The following is a 21,669-nucleotide window of genomic DNA, read 5'->3' as shown; positions in this document are numbered from 1 at the left end:
CTGAGGCAAGGTTCAAAATAAAAGATTTAAAACTTGCCATCCACCAACAATGACACGAATGATCCCCAAAGCGACGAACAATATCATTTCAAAAAAACAGAAAAATAAAAAAGTCCAACCTGCTGCACCATCCACTTTGCTCGCATCGTATTCAATGTATAGCAATAACAACACCAGCCCAATTTGGAAGTAGATCATCGCAATTACTGCTGAATCCCATGGAAAACGTAACAAAAAAGTCCAACAGATGATGACCAAGGCAGCAAAACTGCATGGCAAAATAAATTGCAGCAAGTAACGCATATTATTTTCCCCAAAAAATAATGATTCGTTTTCATCCTTATACATAAGTAATACAGGACTTTATCAATGCGATCAACTATGATGAAATTGATTGAAATGAATGAAAAGTATTGTAAATAAAGGATTTGATTATGGCACAAAGCATGCAACATGTGATCATTACTGAACCAGGCGGCGTTGAGAAGTTGGCTTATGAAACGGTTGATATTCCGCAACCTAAAGACAATGAAGTCTTGGTGAAAGTACATGCTTTCGGCATTAACCGTCCTGATATTTTACAGCGCCAAGGTTTATATCCAATGCCTAAAGGGGTCACACCTGTACCTGGGTTAGAGGTATCAGGGGAAGTCGTTGCAGTAGGGGCTGAGGTAAACGTCTATCAGGTGGGGGATCAAGTGTGTGGACTTACCAATGGTGGTGGTTATGCGGAATACTGTGTGGTGCCTGAATCTCAGCTGATTAATATTCCTGCAGGGGTGAGTCATATTCAAGCTGCTGCAATTCCAGAAACATTTTTTACCGTTTGGGCGAATATTTTTCAAATGGGCAAAGCTAAAGCGGGGGAAACGGCTTTAATCCATGGCGGAACCAGTGGGATTGGAACAACAGCATTAATGTTGTGTAAAGCATTTGGCTTAAAAACTTTTGCGACTGTTGGCTCAGATGAGAAAGTAAAAGCAATTCAAGATTTGACGCATGCAATTAATTATAAAACGGAAGACTTTGAACAGGTCATTCAGCAAGCGACAGAAGAAAATGGCGTAGATATTGTCTTAGATATGGTTGGAGCGCCTTATTTAGCCCAAAACTTGAATGTATTACGTCGTGATGGGCGTTTGGTTTATATCGCATTTCTTGGAGGAGCTAAAGCTGACGGCGTAAAATTAGGTCAAATCATGATGAAGCGTTTAACCATTACTGGCTCAACCATGCGTGCACGTACCACAGCAGAAAAAGCCAAAATCGCTCAAGATTTAAAGACACATGTTGCGCCGTTATGGGCAAAAGGTGAATGTCTACCGATGATCTATAAAACTTTTAATTTTGATGAGATTCAAGTGGCTCATTTGGCAATGGATGCAGGTGATCACATTGGTAAAATTGTGGTGAAAGTCTTGGATTAATCTCAACCACCTATGTTCGATTGAGTCAGCGCTGAGGATGAATAATCTGCTTCGTCCCAACAGACTGTAGATTATTCATCTGCTAACCAATTCTTAGACTGTTGATTGCTTGTGTCCAATCTTGGCAAGAACAGCGCGGACAATCTTGAAGTGGTTGTTGAAGTTCAGTACAGAATCCGCAATGTGTACACGCATATATTACGCTAGGTTTTACCTTGTATATTGATTGAGCTTGATCTGGAAAAATTGGTAAGCCATATTTAACTTGCTCATCGGGATAAAACAAAATACTGAAATTCCCATCGGACTCTAATAGACCGACTCGAATTTGACCTAAATGTTCAACGGATTGACGACGCATTTCCGAAAAGAACTCATCATGCGACATATTACCTCGCTTGAATGCTTCAAGGACGAGCATGCCATCTTTTACGATGTAACAGGATTTACCTTCGACTAAGTCTTCGAAAGGCTGATATTTCATCATTAACCACGTTGTGGTGCGGTAAAGCAAGATGATCACACTCATGACGACTACGGCTTGAATTAAGGGTAAATCCTCCGTAAACATTGGATCTCCAGCAATTGATCCAAGACAAAGAATAATGGCAACTTCAAAGATGGAGAGTTGTCTAACCCCTCGCTTGCCAGTCAAACGAAGAAAAAGAATGATGAGTAAATACATCACCACACATCGGATTAAAATTTCGAAAACAAATACCCATGTGGTGTCGTAAAAAAAGATAGAAGCAAAATCCATTTGTTCCTCAATTTTCTAGGTGATTCTACTTAAGCTATCAAGCGCCAAAAAAAAGAAATACAGAATTATTGTCGAATTATTATGACTTTATGTAGATGTGGTGCGTGACTTGAATATTAAATCATGTTGTTTAAAAGATAGGGAGTGGAATTACAGTTGTTAATGTTAATCAGGATTTTGAATATATGAGATAAGGTTGGCATTTTTTATTCATTACAATGATCCGAAATGTTTGTTATGTATTTGTAATATTCTGTTATATTCTTATGGTTGCATGTTTCGGTGTTTAATCAAGAGTTAAGGTGTATTTTGGATTCATTCCGTAATCGCGTTCTGTTCATATTTGCTGGATTAACCATTATCCTTGGGATATGCGTATCGCTGTATATTGGAAATATCGCATCTCAGCACTTGGCTAAAGCCAGTGGACAGACCCTACATGTCGCAGCAAAAAATATCAGTAATGCCTTGGCAGCTTCTCTTGCCGAACGCGAGCGCGAAATGGTGCTGCTCAGCCAATCTCCATTCTTTTCAGAAGCAAGTCTAGATGATCCACGTGTTCGTACACGCTTGGAACAAGTCAAAAATGCATATGTCTATTATGCTTGGATGGGGGTAACAGATTTAAACGGTGATGTTCAAATTGCTGCGGATGGTATTCTTGAAGGTGAAAACGTTTCTTCACGGCCATGGTTTAAGGCAGGTTTACAGGGTACATACTTAGGTGATGTGCATGAAGCTGTGTTATTGGCAAAAAAAATTCAAGCTTTAAATCCTCATGAGCCGATGCGTTTTATTGATTTCGCAACACCAATCTATGATCCAAATACTCAAAAATTAAAAGGAGTGTTAGCTGCACATGCAGATTGGGAGTGGGCACGTCATATTCTCAATAGAGCTTTATCTCAAACAGCATCTCAGCGTGGCATAGAAGTCTTTATCTTAAATAAACAGGGTGAACTGCTGTATCCATTTACAAGTATTGGACGAGTCCAGCCACCTCAATTTCAAGTCAACGATGCACTTTATTATATTGATGATTGGAATGAAGGACAGGATTTCTTAACCGCAAATATTGCGGTGGAGTCCGAGACTAAAAGTGATATTGGTTGGCATGTGGTTATTCGTCAACCTTTGGCGATTGCTTTGGCTGATATGCGTGATTTGCAGTTCAAAATCTTTCTGATTGGTTTATTCGTCTCGCTGTTTATCTTTTATGTGATTTATCAACTTGCCAATAAATTGAGCAGACCCATTGAGGCTTTAGCTAAATCGGCTTATGCGGTCGAACAGGGAGACGTGCATACGGCATTTCATAGTCAAAGCAGCATCCGTGAAATCCAAGGATTATCACATTCTCTACAAAGCATGACGCAAACCTTATTGGAACAAAAACAACAATTACTTGATGCTAACCAATCACTAGAGCGGAAGGTTCAAGAGCGTACTCGAGCACTTGAATTGGCTAATCTTGAGTTGATTCGATTGTCACGACATGACGCATTAACAGGTTTACACAATCGCCGTGCTTTAAACGAACAACTTGAATACTGGTTTGCTCAACATAAAAGAAATCAAATTGGCTATGCAGCACTTATATTGGATGTCGATTATTTTAAGCAAGTCAACGATCAATATGGTCATGATCAAGGGGATCAAGTGTTACAACAAGTAGCAAAAATCCTTGATCAAGCAACGCGTGAAACCGATTTTGTGGCACGTTATGGTGGTGAAGAATTTGTAATTTTATTGCCTGCAACACATCTGATGGGTGCGCAAGTTTTGGCAGAGAAAATTCGTACAATGGTGGAACAAGCTGTTATTTTGGTAGAGAAAACTTTGACTGTCAGTATTGGAGTTAGTGTGATTGATCTCAATGATGCTGATGCTTATACCATTCTTAAACGAGCAGATCGACATCTTTATCAAGCAAAAGCCAATGGTCGAAATCAAACTGTGATTGATGCTTAAAATAAAGCATCCACATTTTGCTAAACTCAGTATTCTCTCATTGGACTAAGCACCTAACGTGACTTCATTCAAAATTCAAACCAGTTCTTTTGCACAACTTGTTCAAGTTCCTCAAGATCATAAGTTGAGGATTTTGATTGATCAGATTGAACAACAAAAATTACAATTATCCGCATGGCAACACGCGCAAGAAGAAATTCGTGCCTACACGCAGAAGAAACTTATTCCTGTCTATCGTGATGTTTATGAAGTGCTGTTTCAGCAATTACAAAGTCTATGGAATAGCCTAAGTCAAATAGATTTAAATAAGTCGTCTCAAAAGGTTGTGGAAGAGAAGTGTTTTAACTTGACCCAAATGTTGAGCAAATCAAATATGCTCAATGAAACTCAACTTGAGACAGTTGAAAAATTCCATATTTATTTCGAACAGGTGTTTGCTCAACCACGAAATAAGCAAGATAAAAAGAACAACTTCGAATCTAGTCAAGCACCAGATGCTCATGGTGAACAAAATGATTCAACGATTGATGACGATTCATTGTGGGACAAAGCGCAGTATCAACAAGCAAGGCAGCAAGCCAAACTTAAACGGCAGCAAGATAAACAAGCCGAAGCAGAAAAGTTAGTGAATCAATCCCTGAAAACAGTATATCTCAAAACAGCATCTATCATTCATCCAGACCGTGAACCGGATGAATCCAAAAAGGCTGCAAAGACGGCATTATTACAACGTGTTAATGAAGCTTATGAACAAGAGGATTTATTCACGCTATTGAAGTTACAACTTGAAGTCGAGCAACTTCAAGTCGGTATACAGAAAGCTATTCAGCAAGATCAATTGAATTACTATCAACAAGTATTGCAAGCACAGAGTTTAACTTTAGAAAAGCAAATCCAGATATTGATTAATAGCTTAGTGTGGTCAAACAAGGCAAAAATTGAAGTACAAAAAACTCAAGGTGCTTTAAATATTCAAAAGCTCTATCAACAGATTGACCAAGATGTTTCATCGTTAAAACAACAACTCAAATTGGAAAAGCAGCGTTTAATGGAAATGTCAAAAGCTTCCGGGTTAGCATTTTTGATTGAACATTCACTTCTTTGAATCCAAAACATACGAGCTATAAATAGCTGTTACTGACATCTACTCATTCCGTATTTCTCAATGGTTGATTGTCCTATTATTAAAAAATTAATATTATAATTTATATAAAATGTGTATTTTGTCGCATTTATTTGATGTATTGACCATAATATAACGATAATGCTCTAAAAACTAAAACTAGGAATAACATGAAAAGTAAAAAAGTCTCAGACATTATGATTGAAGTGTTGGAACAAGTCGGCGTAAAGCACTGTTACGGCATTGTTGGAGATACGCTTAATCACTTTACCGATTCTTTATCGCGTAGTTCTATTCAATGGATCAATGTTCGCCATGAAGAAGTAGGTGCATTTGCAGCAGGTGCAGATTCATTGATGAGTGGCAATTTAACAGTATGTGCTGGCTCATGTGGTCCTGGAAGCTTGCATTTTATTAATGGTCTGTACGAATCACACCGTAATGGTGCGCCTGTGGTTTTGATCGCAAGCCAACTTTCAACCGAACAAGCAGGCTATTTAGATTTTCCCCAATATGTCGACTTTAAAGAAATTTATAAAAGTTGTTCTGTATATTGCGAGGAGATCAAAGCAGCCAGTCAAGTCAGACATGTGATGACATTGGCCTGTCAGGCAGCACTGAATAAACGTGGCGTAGCGGTGGTCATTATGCCAACCAATATCAGCAGTCAATATATTCAGGAATCATTGGATTTCAGGGTACATCATCCGCAGCCTGAAACTACGCCTAATCCTGCTGAACTTCATCAGATTAAAAACTTCATCAATGCTCATCAAAAAGTCACGATTTATGCGGGTATTGGAGCTCAGCATGCTCACGATGAAGTGGTTGAACTTTCGAAAAAATTAAATGCACCCGTTGTGCATACCTCACGTGCGAAACATTTTATTGAATATGATAATCCTCATAATATGGGGATGAATGGTATGTATGGTAATAAAGCAGCCTTACATGCGATTAATCATAGTGAGGTATTGTTACTGCTTGGAACGGACTTTGCGTGGCCACAGTTTTATCCTAAACACGCGAAGATTATTCAAATCGATGTCGATGCTACTCATTTAGGTCGTCGCTATCCTATAGATTTTGGTGCTGTTGGACATATTGCACCAACGCTGCGTGCATTAATCCCTTTAGTTGAAAACAAGCAGAACCAACACTTTATTCAAGAGTGCTTAGATTTAAAGAAAGTTGCAGATGCAGCTCGTTTGAAAGAAGAGCGTATAGGTAAAGATGGTTTGATCCACCCGCAATATGTGGTGGCGCTTCTCAACAAATATGCAGATGATGATGCATTTTTCACTGGAGATGCAGGCTCATCGAAACTATGGATGCTTCGTCACATCGATACCAATGGTAAGCGTAAATTGCTATGTAGTTTACTGCACGGTACGATGGCAAACTCGATGCCTCAAGCACTCGGGATTAAAAAAGCCTTTCCTGAACGTCAGGTGATTGCGCTATGTGGTGATGGTGGTCTGAGTATGCTGTTGGGTGATCTCATGACCATCGTACAGGAAAAGTTTCCGATCAAAATTGTTGTCTTTAATAACCATTCGCTCAATTTTGTAGAGCTTGAACAAAAAGTTGATGGCTTACTGGATAATTTTACCAAATTAGCGAACCCTGATTTTGGCAAAGTCGCTGAAGCGATCGGGATTTATGGCATGACTCAAAAAGATGGTCATGGTTTGGAAGCAGCTATTCAGAAATTTTTAGCTCATGATGGTCCTGCACTAATCGATATTCATACCAACCCTGTAGAGTTGGTGATGCCACCAGAACCAAAATTTGAGCAAGTGAAGGCGACTTCATTGTATGCGATGAAGGCGGTTTTAGCTGGTCGAGGAGATGAGGTAAAAGATCTAATCGTGAATAATTTTATAAAATAAAATCGTTCGTCTCTTTAATCATTTTTTATGACAGTTTCTTCAAGTACTCACGCGATATTTATATCTGCTAGTCTTGAAGAAGCTTTTTTTATACCGTTAAGTAAAATTATAATAAAAAATACAGTAAATTTACAATAAAAATTATCTTAAAAAATAAGTATTAACCCTTCATAAAATCATTTTGATCAATATCGTCATTGTTCCAAATGTTCATATTTTCTATAACTGTGTTCCATTTTTGATTCAGTCATGATCAAGATGTGGAGATCATTTGATCTATGAGAAAATATCAAATAGATCAAAATAATAATGGTAAAAATCACATAAATTAATGAACGGTTCGCGTATTAAGGTTTAATGATGAGAGGTTTTTTTCAAGTATTTTCACTTTCTATTCTTTCTTCAAGTGTATGGGCAGGTGCAGATTGGGATTATTACCACCCTGAACAATGGAACAAGCTAAGCCCGAACTATGCAGCTTGTTCTGGTCAGAATCAGTCACCAATTAACATTGAGCGTTCTGTAAAAGCGGATTTGAAACCATTGCAGTTTAGCTATCAAACTTTGATTCAACGTATTCATAACAATGGTCATACGGTTCAAGTCGACTTTAAAGAAGGCGGAGAGTTGATGCTGGATGGTGATCGTTTTCAACTCAAGCAGTTTCATTTGCATACCCCAAGTGAAAATAAAATCCATGGCAAACAATATCCGCTAGAAATCCATTTTGTACATGCCAATGCCAAAGGAGAGCTGGCTGTCGTGGGGATGATGTATGCACAAGGTGCAGAGAATCCGCAATTGGCAAGAATATGGAATTCATTACCGAAGCAAAAAGGGCAAACAGTTGAGTTAAAACAGCCCCAGTCTGTTAATCATTTATTGCCAAAGAATTTGGATTATTATCGTTTTAGTGGGTCGCTCACCACACCTCCATGTTCCGAGGGTGTTCGCTGGCTTATTTTAAAAGAGATTCAAACAGCCTCAGCCAAGCAGATTGAGGACTTTGCAGAATTACTGGGACATCCGAATAATCGACCTATTCAGCCGTTGAATGGCCGTGTAGTTGTGGAGAATTGATAAAAAGGGAGTGGGGGAAATATTGATAGAGCATAGAATTCTCTAATAATTTTCTCCTCTCCCTATGGGATTATAAGCAATGCTTTGCAAGGGGTAGGATTATTTAATAGGTGATGTATAACGTCTTAAAACATAACCTTCTACAATTTCTCCGTTAATTTCAACACGAACTTTAAGCCAAGATTTATGTAAATTTGATTCTTCAACCCTTTGAATTAAAGTAAACGAAGAAATATGTTCTAAAATCGGTGACTTCAAGTTTGATGAAGTATGTAAGGCTAATGGCTTAGAAGTAATACGATACGAGGTAAGTAAGCTTTTATCAAAGTGAGTATGTGTCTTGATATGATTTTTAACTTCTTTTTTTGACTTTGCTGAATGATGTTCTTGGGCTAAAGGCTGAAGATAAAATTCATAGATATAGTTTGTGATTAGTCCTAGAAAAATAGGTAGGATTACAGAAACTAAAAGAATAATCGTAAAATTATTTAAAGTAGCACGATTATTTTTTGATATAGGAATAATAGTTGTATCATTGAATGATACTTCCTCTTCAATTAGATCAAAATAGCGATTTTTTTCTGCAAATTGTTCAATATATGCATCGGATAAACTCCCTACTATTGAACTTAAATTTGAATGTGATCCTATTAGTGTAGCTAATTGATATTGTGTATTTTGTTCTTTCCAAAAATTAATAATATCTATTTCAGTTTTATGTAATAAGTTTTTTAAGCTAGAAAATTCTTGAGTATTAAGTAAGTCTTTAATAGGTGTAGATAAGGCTATTGATCTAGCAGCAACTTGAGCTATTGCTGAATTTTCGTAAAGCTCAGAAGCCTGAGCCATTGCTGAAATTTCATAAACCTTAGAAGCTAGAGTTATTGCTGAATTTTCGTAAAGCTTAGAAGCCTGAGCCATTGCTGAAATTTCATAAACCTTAGAAGCTTGGGCCATTGCTGAATTTTCGTAAAGTTTAGAGGCTTGTGCTATTGCAGAGTTATCAGAGAATTTAGCAGTCTGAGCTAAAGTAGAATTCTCTGTTAAAGCTTTAATTTTTTCTAATGTTAATCTTCCCAAGCTTGTTTTCATGTTATGAAATTCTTAAGACGTAATTAATTGTTATTATAAATAAAACCCCCTCACTAAGAGGGGGGTTTTTGAATCAAATTACAGCATTAAAGCGCTGCAATCTGCTCCATATTCGCTTTAATCTTCGCTAATTGGTCAGCAAACTCAGCAAGTTTCGCTTTCTCACCGTCAACCACAGCCGCAGGTGCTTTCGCCACAAAACCTTCATTTGCAAGTTTAGTTGCGATTTGGTCATGCTGTTTTTGAACTTTGTCTAAGTCTTTTTGTAGACGACTCAATTCCGCTTTCGGGTCAATTAAGCCCTTCATTGGAACGAATACAGAGACATGACCCACTACACTTGATGAAGACAATGGTGGTTGTTCGCCATCAGCTAGGAAAGTAATGCTTTCAACTTTTGCCAATGCTTTAAAGAGTGGCTCAATACGTGCAATTTGTGCTTTTTCAGCTTCAGTCGTGTTTTGAAGTAGAACAGGCAACAAGCGAGCATTACCTAGACCCATCTCACCACGGATGTTACGTACCGCACCAATCAAACCTTGAAGCCATTGCATATCTGTTTCAGCTTGTTCATTCACTAACGCTTGGTCAGCAACAGGGTACTGTGCAAGCATAATCGTTTCGCCAGAAATGTTCAGTTTTGGCGCAAGGGTTTGCCAGATTTCTTCTGTTAAGTAAGGCATCAATGGATGAGCCAAACGTAAAGACGCTTCCATTACAGAAAGAAGCACACGACGTACTTCAGCTTTACGCTCAACCGATACGTTTTCGTCATTTAGAACAGGCTTAGTTAATTCAACATACCAGTCACAGTATTCATTCCAAATGAACTCGTAAATTGCTTGTGCAGCCAAGTCTAAACGATAGGTTGCAAATGCTGTTTGCACCGCTTGTTCTGCTTTTTGTAGACGGCTTACAATCCACTGTTCAGGCAATTCCCAAAGGTCTTGACGCACCTCTTGACCAATCACTTGCTCTTCGCAGTTCATCATTACGAAACGAGTTGCGTTCCAGATTTTGTTGGCAAAGTTACGGTAACCTTCAACACGTTTCATGTCGAACTTAATGTCACGACCCGTGTTTGCAAGCGCACAGAATGTGAAACGAACTGCGTCAGTACCGTAAGATTGAATACCTTCAGGGAATTCTTTACGAGTTGATTTTTCAATTTTCGCCGCTTGTTTCGGGTTCATCAAACCTGTAGTACGTTTTTGTACTAAAGTTTCAAGATCAACACCATCAATCAAATCGAGTGGATCAAGTACATTACCCTTAGATTTAGACATCTTCTGACCTTCGCCATCACGTACCAAACCGTGAACATACACAGTTTTGAACGGTACTTGTGGCGTACCATCTTCATTTTTCATGAAGTGCATCGTAAGCATTATCATACGAGCAACCCAGAAGAAGATGATGTCGAAACCTGTTACAAGAACATCAGTCGGGTGGAAAGTATTTAAGAAATAGTTTTCTTTATCTTTCGCTTCATTACCCGTCCAACCTAAAGTTGAGAATGTCCAAAGACCCGATGAGAACCATGTATCCAATACGTCTTCGTCTTGGCTTAACTGAACATCAGCAGGGATGTTGTTTTTCGCACGAACTTCTTCTTCGTTACGACCAACAAAAACGTTGCCTTCCGCATCGTACCAAGCAGGAATACGGTGACCCCACCACAATTGACGAGAGATACACCAGTCTTGAATGTTGTTCATCCAAGCCATGTACATGTTGCTGTATTGTTCAGGGACAAATTTGATGTCGCCATCTTTCACAGCTTTGATTGCAGGTTCAGCAAGCGGTGCAATTTTCACATACCATTGGTCTGTTAATAACGGCTCAACGATTACACCTGAACGGTCTCCACGAGGTGGTTTCAACGTGTACGGTTGAATTTGGTCTAACCAACCTTCAGCTTCCGCTTGTTCAACTAACTTTTTACGTGCTTCAAAACGCTCTAAACCAATGTAGTCTGCTGGTGCAGGAATGGTTTTAGAAATTTGCTCACCCGCTTTAGCGATGTATTCAAACTCAGCCAACACTTCAGCATTTTTGTTGAAGATGTTGATGATTGGCAATTCGCAACGTTTACCCACTTCATAGTCATTGAAGTCATGCGCAGGGGTGATTTTTACACAGCCTGTACCGAATTCTTTGTCTACATATTCATCTTTAACGATAGGAACAGCACGACCTGTGATTGGTAGGATGATGTTTTGACCTACAAGGTGTGCGTAACGTTCATCATCAAGTGCAACTGCAACAGCTGTATCACCCAACAAAGTTTCAGGACGAGTGGTTGCCACAACAATGTGATCTTTACCATCGTGCGTGCGAAGTGACTTATCTTCAAAGAAATATTTGAAGTGCCAAAGCGAACCTTGTTCTTCTTTATCAGACTCAACTTCAAGGTCAGAAAGGGCAGTTTGTAATTTAGGATCCCAGTTAACAAGGCGTTTACCACGGTAGATCAAACCTTCTTCATGCAGTTTTACAAACACTTCTTTTACCGCGTTTGATAAACCTTCATCCATGGTGAAACGTTCACGAGACCAATCTACAGAAGAACCTAAACGACGGATTTGACGGGTAATATTACCGCCAGATTGTTCTTTCCATTCCCATACTTTTTCGATGAACTTTTCACGACCCAAGTCATGACGGCTTACGCCTTGTGCACCCAACTGACGCTCTACAACCATTTGCGTTGCGATACCTGCGTGGTCAGTACCCGGTTGCCAAAGCGTGTTAAAGCCAGACATACGCTTATGACGTGTCAAAGCATCCATGATGGCATTGTTAAAACCATGACCCATGTGCAAGCTACCAGTGACGTTTGGTGGCGGAATCATGATACAGAAAGACTCGCCTTTTTCAGACGGCTTAAAGTAACCGCGTTCTTCCCAAGTTTGGTACCATTTTTTCTCGATCTCGGTCGGATCGTAGGTTGTAGCAATATTTTGCGCTGAATCAGTCATAGTTCGAACAGATCAAAAGTAGATAAAAAATTGCATCTATTGTAGCAAAAAAAATGCATGGAGAGGCACGTTAAGCAAATGCATTCTCGTTTCAAATCCCACACAATCGAACAGTAATTGATTTTGAATAACACTAAAGCCAGCGTCAACTCGCGGAATCGGCCTGACAATAAAGGATAACAATCGCATGACCTATACTATTTCTTTGCGCTTACAACCTGAAACTTATCAGCAATATCAAACCATTCACCAAAAACTCAATGCAGGAGATCGTGAAGCGCAAGCTAAAATTCTTGGAGATAACCTGTCCAAAATTGCTTGTGAGATTATTGATCAAGCCTTTGGCACACTGGTCAAAGATTCTAATGCGAAGGATCAAGACTCAGCAAAAGTATTGAAACAAGTGCAAGATGCAATCTTGAAATACATGCCTTGGTCAGTATCTTTTTTTGGTAATGATCGCTTAACGCCTATGGTGAATCATGTACAAAGTTTGATGTATGAACAAGATGGAAAATACTATATTTCGTACCCAGTTGAAAAAGTTATTGTGAATGAGCTACTGGGCTGTGCAGAACGTATGCGTGAAGGTCAAAACCAATATGTTGCCCCTGGCTTAAAAGCATTCACTAAAGTGGTTGATCAAGGTGTTACGAGCTTAATTCGTGAACCTAAAAAAATGCTGAAATTTAATATGGTGGTGGATAAAACCTTGAATGGTGTGATCAGTCTGACCACAGGATTAGGGTATAAGCGATTTGAAAATTTAAGCAAAATTCATGATGCACAAAGTATCGTGAAGTACTTTGACCATTTTTTGGTTTTTCTTGATAATGAAGGACAGCAAAAAGCAAAATTAAATGCTTAAACCATAAGGATAAAGGGAATGGCAAAGTTGGAACAGCTTGATCAGAAAGTGGTGTGGATTACAGGTGCATCATCGGGTCTTGGTAAAGCGTTGGCTGCTGAATGTGCCAGTTTAGGGGCACAGGTTATTTTGACGGCTCGTCGTTTTGAAGAGCTGGAAACGGTAAGGCAGTCTTTGGCACACCCAGAACGACATATTTCCATTAAAGCGGATATCACAGATGAATCACAAGTTCGTCATGCTTATGAACAAGTTCTCCAACAAAAAGGACGTATTGATTGGTTAATCAATAATGCAGGTCTATCACAACGTGCATTAATTAAAGACACGACCATGCAAACTGAACGTGCGATCATGGAAGTTGACTATTTCTCTCAAGTCTTTTTAACCAAAACGGTTTTACCGACTTTTCAGCAACAAAAGTCAGGACGAATTGCCTTTATCTCAAGTGTCGCTGGTTTATTGGGCACACAATATCGTGCGACTTATTCGGCAGCCAAAGGTGCGATTCATATGTGGGCGAATAGCTTACGTGCTGAAGTTGCGCAAGATGGTGTGGGTGTCTCGGTAATTTTCCCAGGATTTGTGAAAACCAATGTATCCTTTAACGCTTTAAACGGGGAGGGAAAGCCCCAAGGTTATCAAGATGAGGCCATTGAAAATGGTTTAGAAGCAGAGGAATTTGCTAAACAAACCGTACAGGCATTATTGAAAGGGGATGAGTATATTGTCGTGGGTGGGGCAAAAGAAAAATTAGGCGTCTTTATTTCACGGTTATCACCAGCAATACTGTATCGAATGATCCGAAAAATGAAAGTGAAGTAAACTTTAATGATCATGGGCATATCGATGAGAAAAATTTAATCAACTACATTTGGTTTTCTATCTCAATGATCATGCGAGCGATAAGGGGTTTGAAGACGCCTCAAGCAAAGTGTACGGCTTGATTGACTACTACATACTTGTAAAGAAAAAGAGAGACTTTTAGTCTCTCTTTTGTATAGCAGTTCCGTAAGCGAATACTTCAACCATTCCACCTTGAAGTCCTAAATCTGTGGTGCTGAGTCTTAACCCTAAGATTTCAGTTGCGCCCATTTTTTCAGCTTCAAGTTTAAGTCTAACAATAGCTTCACGTCTTGCACGTTCAACAATACTTTCATAACTGCGTAAGCGTCCACCAAAGAAATTTTGGATTTGCGCAAGTACAAACTTAAAATAATCATGCGAAATCACAACATTACTGCTGATCATTTGTCCATGGTTTTCAGAAGTTTTAAAACGCTGACTATCTAACTTGATATAAGCTAAGCGCGCTTCTTGTTCATCAAGTTGCTTAAGATGCTTTTGTTCATTATAGCGACCAAATCCAAATCCAATACAAAATAGGATGAGAAAGATAACCACCTGAAAAATGATACCATCCATAACGAATCCTTAAGAGGTGAATGGATCAGGAATTTTAGGTGCATTCGGTGTGACATACACAGCTGTGCCATAAACAAATAATTCGGAAGCACCTTGGGTAATATTGGAAGTCGAGAAACGAATTCCGACAATCGCATTCGCCCCTAAGCCACGCGCTTTATCAATCATACGGTTCATTGCTTCTTGACGAGACTCTTCAAGTAATTCCGTGTATGCGGTAAGTTCTCCACCGACGATATTCTTAAGTCCTGCGAGTAAATCACGTCCAACGTGTTTACTTCTGACGGTACTACCATATACCACGTCAAATTGTTGTTGAATTTGATGACCAGGTACAGATTCTAAATTACTTAACAGCATGTGATTGAAGTCGTTATAAAAAGGATAATTAATGACAAAATATCAGTATTTGGGACAATAAAAAAGCCCACCGAAGTGAGCTTTATTCAAACAAAAAATTACTTCTTGTCGTATTTTAAACCTGAGCTTGAAGGCTGATAAATCACTTGATCCGTAGTATTAGTTTTTAAGCCACCACCGAGTGATTTATAGAGCTCGATTTGGTTGTTAAGGTTCGCTTGTTCAAGCAGCAATAAACCTTGCTCAGCACTATACGATGTACGTTGCGCATCTAATACAGTTAAGAAACTGTCAATACCAGCGCGGAAGCGGGCATTTGAGAGTTTGTAGGTTGTATTGGTCGCATCAACTAAACGGCGTTGTGCAGTTAAACGTTCACCGATATTTTGACGCACTGCCAAAGCATCATTCACTTCACGGAACGCAGATTGAATTGATTTTTCATAATCAGACAATGCGATCTGTTGCTGTGTTTCAGAGACTTTAATATTGGCACGACGTGTACCCCAGTCAAAGATTGGTATATCTAGACTAGGACCAACAGACCAAACAAAAGCGCCAGACTTGAATAAATCACTTAAGTCTGTTGATGCATAACCTGCTGAACCTGTGAGGCTAATGGTTGGGAATAAACGCGCTTTTGCAGCACCGATATTCGCACCAGCCGCACTTAGCTGATATTCAGCCGCTTTAACATCTGGACGGTTGTTGAGTAGATCACTTGGCAAACCAGCCGCAAAAGCAGTGGTTGATGTCACACGTGTGATTCTCTCTTTAGGCAATAAATTGTCAGGTAGTGGTTGACCTACAAGGAGGTTTAACGCATTAACCGCTTGTGCAATTTGAGTCTTGTATTCAGCAACATCACCACGTGCCGTCTCAACAGAAACTTGAGCCTGACGAAGCGGAACTTCACTGTCGATTCCCACATCAAAACGTTTTTTGTTGAGATTGTAAGATTCAAGTTGAGCTTTCAGCGTCTGTTCAGCGAGCTTAAGATTCGCTTGCGCATATGAGTAAGCCAACCAAGCTTGAGCTGTTTGGCTAATCAAGGCAATTTGAGTGGCATCACGTGCGCTTGCAGTTGAAAGATAAGTGTCTAGGGCATTGTCTTTCAAACTTCTAACACGACCCCAAAAATCAATTTCATAAGCCGTTAAACCTAAACCTACATTATAGGTTGTTACTGGGCTTGGCGAATTGATCGTGTCTTGTCGTAAAACACCACCACTTGCACCAATCGTAGGCAATTGATTGTTTTGGCTGATTTGAAATTGTTGACGTGCTAATTCGATATTTAGCGTTGCTTTACGAAGATCGCGGTTATTTGCCAAGGCTAAATCCAAAACTTGGATTAAGCGTTGATCTACAAAAAAATCCTTATAACCTTGCTCCGCAATAGATGGACCAGAAGCATTGCCAAGATAACTTCCTGGAATATTGGCTTGAGTGACCGGTTCTGGACCACGCATGCTTTGACATGCTGTCAAAGCAAGCGCAATTGCAGATACCGCAATGCTACGACCTGTAATAGACCATACGTTTTGCATCACGAAATTTGCTCCTGTTTATTTTGTTTTGGTTTTGTTTTAAAGATACTTCGGATCCATACATAGAACACTGGAATAAAGAAGATCCCTAAAAGTGTTGAGCTGATTACACCACCAAGTACACCATAACCCACGGAATGTTGACTTCCTGCACCTGCGCCAGAAGCGAGAGCTAGTGGAAGAACACCAAAACCGAAAGCCAATGTGGTCATAATGATTGGACGTAAACGCATTTTCGCGGCATGCAAGGTTGCTTCGAAGAGTTCTTCACCTTGATCTTGAAGCTCTTTCGCAAATTCTACAATCAAGATCGCATTCTTCGCGGACAAACCAATCACGGCAATAATCGCCACTTGGAAGTAGATGTTATTTGAAAGGTTTGGATCTTTCAAAATAATCATTCCCAAGAATGTTAAGGCAAGTGCACCAACAATACCCAATGGCACAACCATGAGTACAGAGAATGGGATAGACCAACTTTCATATAAGGCTGCCAAGCAGAGGAAGACAATCAATAACGAAAGAGCATAAAGGAATGGTGCTTGTGCGCCAGACTCACGTTCTTCAAGAGATAAACCAGTCCATTCGTAATCGAAACCTTGTAAGCCCATTGAAGGAAGCTTCGCAATGATTTCTTCAACCGCTGCCATTGCATCACCCGAACTCACACCTGGAGCTGGAGTGCCTGTAATGTTCATGGAAGAAACGCCGTTATAACGCTCTAAACGTGGTGAACCATAAGTCCATTCGCCTGTTGCGAACGCTGAGAATGGAACCATCGTACCTTGGTTATTGCGGACATACCACTTGTCTAAGTCTTCAGGCATCATACGAGAGCTCGCTTCACCTTGGACATACACTTTTTTCACACGACCACGATCGATGAAGTCATTAATGTATGTACCACCCCATGCCATACCCATCGTACTATTGATTTCAGCAATGCTGACTCCCATAGCACCTGCTTGAGCATGATCGACGATGACACGATATTGAGGCGTATCTTCTTGTCCGTTAGGACGAACACCTGTTAAACGCTGATCTTGAGAAGCTAAGCCGAGTACAGCATTACGTGCTGCTAATAATTGCTCGTGACTTTGACCTGCAGCTGCTTTTAACTGTAGGTTAAAGCCTGCACTCACGCCCAACTCCGGCATTGCTGGAAGTTGAAGAGGCATGATATAGCTGGCATCTTTCACAATCATATTCAGTGCCATACCACGTTGGATAATGGCACCGACCTGAGATTCAGGAGAGGTACGGTCTTTCCAGTCTTTCAACTTAATGAAGGCAAGACCCGCATTTTGACCAATACCCGTGAACGAGAAACCAGCAACACTAAATACAGATTCAACATGTTCTTTCTCGTTGTTGAGGAAGAAGCCTGTCATTTGATCAATTGTTTTACCTGTTCGTTCAAGCGTTGCATTCGGTGGAAGCTGAACGAGAGTCATCACCACACCTTGGTCTTCATCTGGTAAGAATGAAGAAGGAAGGTTGACAAATAACCAGCCCATCACAGCAATCACAACACCATAGACCAATCCTGCAAATAGCTTGGCATGTGTTAAACGGTTTACGCCGTTTTGATATTTCACCGAAATTTTGTCAAAACCATTGTTAAACCAACGGAAGAAACGGGCAAAAATGTTATTGCTTTGAGGTTTGTTGACATCATGTTTTTTCAACATGGTCGCACACAATGCAGGGGTAAAGGTTAATGCAACAATCAATGAAAGAATCATTGCTGTAACGAGCGTGATAGAGAACTGACGATAAATTACACCTGTCGTACCCCCCATGAATGCCATAGGTACAAATACTGCAGTTAAGACAGAGGTAATACCAATCAATGCACCAGAGATCTGTCCCATCGACTTTTCAGTCGCTTCCACAGGCTCAAGATGCTCTTCTGCCATCACACGTTCAACGTTTTCTACGACGACAATCGCATCATCCACCAGAAGACCAATGGCGAGAACCATAGCGAACATGGTTAATGTGTTGATCGAGAATCCGAACATGTTGATCACGGCAAATGTACCCAATACAACCACTGGAACAGCCATTGTTGGAATAATGGTTGCACGCCAGTTTTGTAGGAACAAGAACATGACCAAGAATACGAGGATAATTGCTTCAATTAAGGTTTTCACAACACTTTTAATTGAGAGCTCAATAAATGGTGTTGTATCAAATGCAAGTTTGTCCACCATACCTGTTGGGTAGTTTGGACGTAATTCTTTTAAACGATCTTCAATCGCTTGGGCTGTATCTAATGCGTTTGCACCCGTTGCCAAACGAATCGCTACACCACCTGCAGGTTGACCATTAAATTTAGAGTCAAATGCATAATTATCTGCACCTAATTCAATTTTAGCGACATCACCTAAACGAACTTGTGCACCATTTGGTGAGTTCTTAAGGAAAATATTTGAAAATTGTTCAGGTGTTTGTAAAAGACTTTGAGCAGTTACAGTCGCATTTAAAACTTGACCCTGTACAGAAGGTGCACCACCTAACTGACCTACCGCCACTTGCGCATTCTGAGTTCTTAATGCATTTGCTATATCACTCGGTGTAACTTGCAAGTTGGCCATTTTGGATGGGTCCATCCAAATTCGCATAGCATATGAACCACCAAATACTTGCACTTCACCAACACCAGTCACACGGCTAAGTGGTTCAGAGATATTTGAGTTTACATAGTCTTTAATGTCATTTGCATCTAATGCATCTGACTCAGAATAAAACGCAATAACTTGTAAGAAGCTTGCGCCAGACTTGGTAACTTTTAAACCTTGACGTTGTACGTCTTCAGGCAAAAGTGCAGTCGCTGATTGAAGTTTATTTTGAACTTGTACCTGAGCAATATCAGGATCGATACCTTGTTCAAAGTTTAGTGTAATGGAAGCTTGTCCATTACCCGCACTGTTAGATGAGATGTAACGTAACCCATCCAAGCCATTCATTTGTTGTTCAATAATTTGCGTTACTGTGTTTTCAACAGTTTCAGCAGACGCACCCGGATATGTTGCAGAAATCGATACCGTTGGTGGTGCAATCGTTGGGTATTGCGCAATTGGCATCTTGGTGAGGGATAAAATACCCGCCAACATGATGACCAATGCAATCACCCAAGCGAAAATTGGGCGATGGATAAAAAAGTGAGCCATTCAGTCTACTCCTTATGCATTTGAAGTAGCTTTTTGTTCAGATTGAGCTGCTGGCTTTGCTTGTTGACCATCTTTGCCGGCTTGAGGTGCTGCAGCTTGAGGTTGGTAAGGTTTAGCTACAACTTGTTGTTCAGGTTTAACTTTCGCCACACCATCTACAATGACCTTGTCACCCGTATTTAGACCTTTGGTCACAATCCAATCTTTACCTTTAACACCTGCAGTCTCGATTGGACGTACTTCAACTGCACCTTTCGCATTCACGATCATCGCAGTCGCTTGACCTGTTGGTGTACGGGTCACAGCCGCTTGAGGCACTAAAATCGCATTAGGAATTACACCTTGCACAATTTGAGCATTAGTGAACATTCCTGGCAATAATAATTGGTTCGGATTTGAGAACACAGCACGTAGGGTAACTGTCCCTGTTTCTGGATTTACACTTGCATCAGAGAATGCAAGATTACCTTCAATAGGGTAGATGCTGCCATCTTCAAGTTTTAAACGAACTTTAGTATTGTTGCTGCGGTCGATGCTGCCTTGACTTAACTGTTGACGTAAACGAAGAAGCTCAGCACTTGATTGGTTGATATCGACATAGATTGGATCAAGCTGTTGGATTGTTACCAATGCTTCAGGTTGATTAGCCGTTACCAATGCACCTGCAGTCACACTAGAGCGACCTGATTGCCCTGAAATTGGTGAGCGAACAGTAGAATAACCTAAGTTAATCTGCGCATTTTTCACCGCTGCTTCTGAAGCTGCAACATCTGCTTGTGCCAATTTTACTTGTGCTTGTAGATCATCAAATTCTTGCTTAGACACAGCATTGATACCGACAAGTTGGCGATAACGGTCAGCTTTAACTTGAAGCGCATTGAGATTGGCTTTTTGACGAACTAAGGCTGCTTTTGCACTGTCTAGGTTCGCACGGTTGGTATTTGCGTCAATTTCGTACAGAGGTTGTCCTTCACGCACAAAACTACCTTCAGCAAACAGACGCTTTAAAATCACACCGCTTGCTTGCGGACGTACTTCAGAAATTTGATAGGCTGAAGTTCGACCCGAAAGCTCGACAGTTTGTTCAACACTTTGTGGTTGAGCAACGATGACACCAACTTCAGTTGGCGGCATTTGCTGTTGTGCAGCGGCTTGCTCTGCATCTTTTGGATCTTTGCTACAACCCACAAGTGCAATACTTGTTGCAAGAGCACAAGCAGTGAGGGCAGGGGCCCAAAGCTTTGCCGACATCATTATTCCACCTCGTTAGATTTTTCTCTAAAAATAATTGTTTGCTTTGCTATCCGTTGTGATAGGACTAACCACAGTATAGTCAGCCATATCAACGCAATACTCCAACCTGCAACAACATCTGTCGGGTAATGAGCACCGAGATAAACCCGTGAAAAACCCATGCCAACAAACCATATACAGGCAGCGACGAAAATGATTCTACTTTGATGATGGTTTCGAAAGATCATGATCATCAAACCAGCAATCACTGCTGCATAGAGACTATGTGCGCTTGGAAATGCGGCTCCATAAGTTTCAACGATTTGATAAATTGCATTTGGACGAGGTCGGTCGAAAGCATATTTGAGTAACCAGCCAAGACAGGCACCACCAACGAGACCAAGTGAGATAAATAGACAGTTAGCATATTGTTTTAATCGCCATTGCTGTAAGGTCCAAATCGCCACGCACATCAGCATGATCGGTAAACCGCCAACATGAGACAATAAAACCGCAATTCCATCTATGAGGGGATTGCGGTGTTGACTCATCCATGAAACAGCAGTGAGATCGAGCTGTTGTATCGTTGGAATATAGATTCCTATACTACTTATCGTTATTCCTAAACAACCTATTAAAATCAGTAAGTAAGGCATATAAAATAACCTGAGTTATATTATAGTCGCATACATTTATTGCATGAATGCGTCAAAGTGTACTCGCCAGTACAC

The 21,669-nt window shown here is 40.2% G+C and carries 17 protein-coding genes; 7 read left to right on the top strand and 10 right to left on the bottom strand.

The window, feature by feature from the left end:
• Window positions 1-12: 12 nt before the first annotated feature.
• Window positions 13-303 (bottom strand): hypothetical protein, encoded by a 291-nt coding sequence (locus BMW42_RS06990; RefSeq protein ID WP_092766871.1) that lies wholly within the window; start codon window positions 301-303, stop codon window positions 13-15.
• A gap of 131 nt (window positions 304-434) precedes the next feature.
• Here BMW42_RS06990 and BMW42_RS06985 point away from each other — a divergent pair, with 131 nt between their 5' ends.
• The gene (locus BMW42_RS06985; protein ID WP_092766870.1) at window positions 435-1,427 is read left to right on the top strand and encodes an NAD(P)H-quinone oxidoreductase; all 993 of its coding nucleotides are present in this window, start codon (window positions 435-437) and stop codon (window positions 1,425-1,427) included.
• A gap of 82 nt (window positions 1,428-1,509) precedes the next feature.
• On the opposite strand, the gene BMW42_RS06980 is transcribed toward BMW42_RS06985, so the two are convergent.
• Entirely contained in the window at window positions 1,510-2,187 is a 678-nt protein-coding gene (locus tag BMW42_RS06980; RefSeq protein ID WP_092766869.1) for a YetF domain-containing protein, read from the bottom strand.
• 309 nt (window positions 2,188-2,496) lie between these two features.
• Between BMW42_RS06980 and BMW42_RS06975 the strand changes: the two genes are divergently transcribed.
• The 4 genes from BMW42_RS06975 (at window position 2,497) to BMW42_RS06960 (ending at window position 8,253) form a co-directional block, all read left to right on the top strand.
• On the top strand, window positions 2,497-4,158 hold the full coding sequence (locus tag BMW42_RS06975) for a sensor domain-containing diguanylate cyclase (RefSeq protein ID WP_228143097.1): 1,662 nt from the start codon (window positions 2,497-2,499) through the stop codon (window positions 4,156-4,158).
• 58 nt (window positions 4,159-4,216) lie between these two features.
• Window positions 4,217-5,263: a molecular chaperone DnaJ gene (locus BMW42_RS06970; protein ID WP_228143096.1), complete on the top strand. Its 1,047-nt coding sequence runs from the start codon at window positions 4,217-4,219 to the stop codon at window positions 5,261-5,263.
• A gap of 188 nt (window positions 5,264-5,451) precedes the next feature.
• Entirely contained in the window at window positions 5,452-7,173 is a 1,722-nt protein-coding gene (locus BMW42_RS06965; RefSeq protein WP_092766868.1) for a thiamine pyrophosphate-dependent enzyme, read from the top strand.
• A gap of 360 nt (window positions 7,174-7,533) precedes the next feature.
• Entirely contained in the window at window positions 7,534-8,253 is a 720-nt protein-coding gene (locus BMW42_RS06960) for a carbonic anhydrase (protein ID WP_092766924.1), read from the top strand.
• Between the two features lie 99 nt (window positions 8,254-8,352).
• Here BMW42_RS06960 and BMW42_RS06955 read toward each other — a convergent pair whose 3' ends face one another.
• Both BMW42_RS06955 and BMW42_RS06950 read right to left on the bottom strand, forming a co-directional pair.
• Window positions 8,353-9,345 carry a hypothetical protein gene (locus BMW42_RS06955; protein ID WP_092766867.1) on the bottom strand — a complete coding sequence of 331 codons (993 nt, stop codon included), beginning with the start codon at window positions 9,343-9,345 and terminating at the stop codon, window positions 8,353-8,355.
• An 86-nt stretch (window positions 9,346-9,431) separates the two neighbouring features.
• The gene (locus BMW42_RS06950) at window positions 9,432-12,326 is read right to left on the bottom strand and encodes a valine--tRNA ligase (RefSeq protein WP_092766866.1); all 2,895 of its coding nucleotides are present in this window, start codon (window positions 12,324-12,326) and stop codon (window positions 9,432-9,434) included.
• A gap of 187 nt (window positions 12,327-12,513) precedes the next feature.
• Between BMW42_RS06950 and BMW42_RS06945 the strand changes: the two genes are divergently transcribed.
• Entirely contained in the window at window positions 12,514-13,194 is a 681-nt protein-coding gene (locus BMW42_RS06945; RefSeq protein WP_035266700.1) for a hypothetical protein, read from the top strand.
• Between the two features lie 18 nt (window positions 13,195-13,212).
• Complete coding sequence (locus tag BMW42_RS06940; RefSeq protein ID WP_035266703.1) at window positions 13,213-14,019, top strand: SDR family NAD(P)-dependent oxidoreductase; 807 nt, start codon at window positions 13,213-13,215, stop codon at window positions 14,017-14,019.
• Window positions 14,020-14,178: 159 nt separating this feature from the next.
• Here BMW42_RS06940 and BMW42_RS06935 read toward each other — a convergent pair whose 3' ends face one another.
• From BMW42_RS06935 to BMW42_RS06910, 6 genes are all read right to left on the bottom strand, one after another.
• Window positions 14,179-14,619: a YbjQ family protein gene (locus BMW42_RS06935; RefSeq protein WP_092766865.1), complete on the bottom strand. Its 441-nt coding sequence runs from the start codon at window positions 14,617-14,619 to the stop codon at window positions 14,179-14,181.
• Between the two features lie 9 nt (window positions 14,620-14,628).
• Window positions 14,629-14,979 carry a YbjQ family protein gene (locus BMW42_RS06930; protein WP_092766864.1) on the bottom strand — a complete coding sequence of 117 codons (351 nt, stop codon included), beginning with the start codon at window positions 14,977-14,979 and terminating at the stop codon, window positions 14,629-14,631.
• 98 nt (window positions 14,980-15,077) lie between these two features.
• Window positions 15,078-16,529 (bottom strand): multidrug efflux RND transporter AdeIJK outer membrane channel subunit AdeK, encoded by a 1,452-nt coding sequence (adeK, locus tag BMW42_RS06925; protein WP_092766863.1) that lies wholly within the window; start codon window positions 16,527-16,529, stop codon window positions 15,078-15,080.
• The gene (locus tag BMW42_RS06920; protein ID WP_092766862.1) at window positions 16,529-19,705 is read right to left on the bottom strand and encodes an efflux RND transporter permease subunit; all 3,177 of its coding nucleotides are present in this window, start codon (window positions 19,703-19,705) and stop codon (window positions 16,529-16,531) included. The genes adeK and BMW42_RS06920 overlap by 1 nt, the downstream gene beginning before the upstream one ends.
• A 12-nt stretch (window positions 19,706-19,717) precedes the next feature.
• A complete protein-coding gene (locus BMW42_RS06915) occupies window positions 19,718-20,959 on the bottom strand; it encodes an efflux RND transporter periplasmic adaptor subunit (protein ID WP_092766861.1) in 1,242 nt (413 codons plus the stop codon).
• Window positions 20,959-21,594 carry a phosphatase PAP2 family protein gene (locus tag BMW42_RS06910; protein WP_035267854.1) on the bottom strand — a complete coding sequence of 212 codons (636 nt, stop codon included), beginning with the start codon at window positions 21,592-21,594 and terminating at the stop codon, window positions 20,959-20,961. The genes BMW42_RS06915 and BMW42_RS06910 overlap by 1 nt, the downstream gene beginning before the upstream one ends.
• Window positions 21,595-21,669 lie beyond the last annotated feature (75 nt).

The sequence above is a fragment of the Acinetobacter sp. DSM 11652 genome, assembly GCF_900109815.1.
Classification (GTDB): Bacteria; Pseudomonadota; Gammaproteobacteria; order Pseudomonadales; family Moraxellaceae; genus Acinetobacter.
The sequence above is the reverse complement of the archived record's forward strand: the minus strand, read 5'-3'. Positions and strand labels throughout refer to the sequence as shown.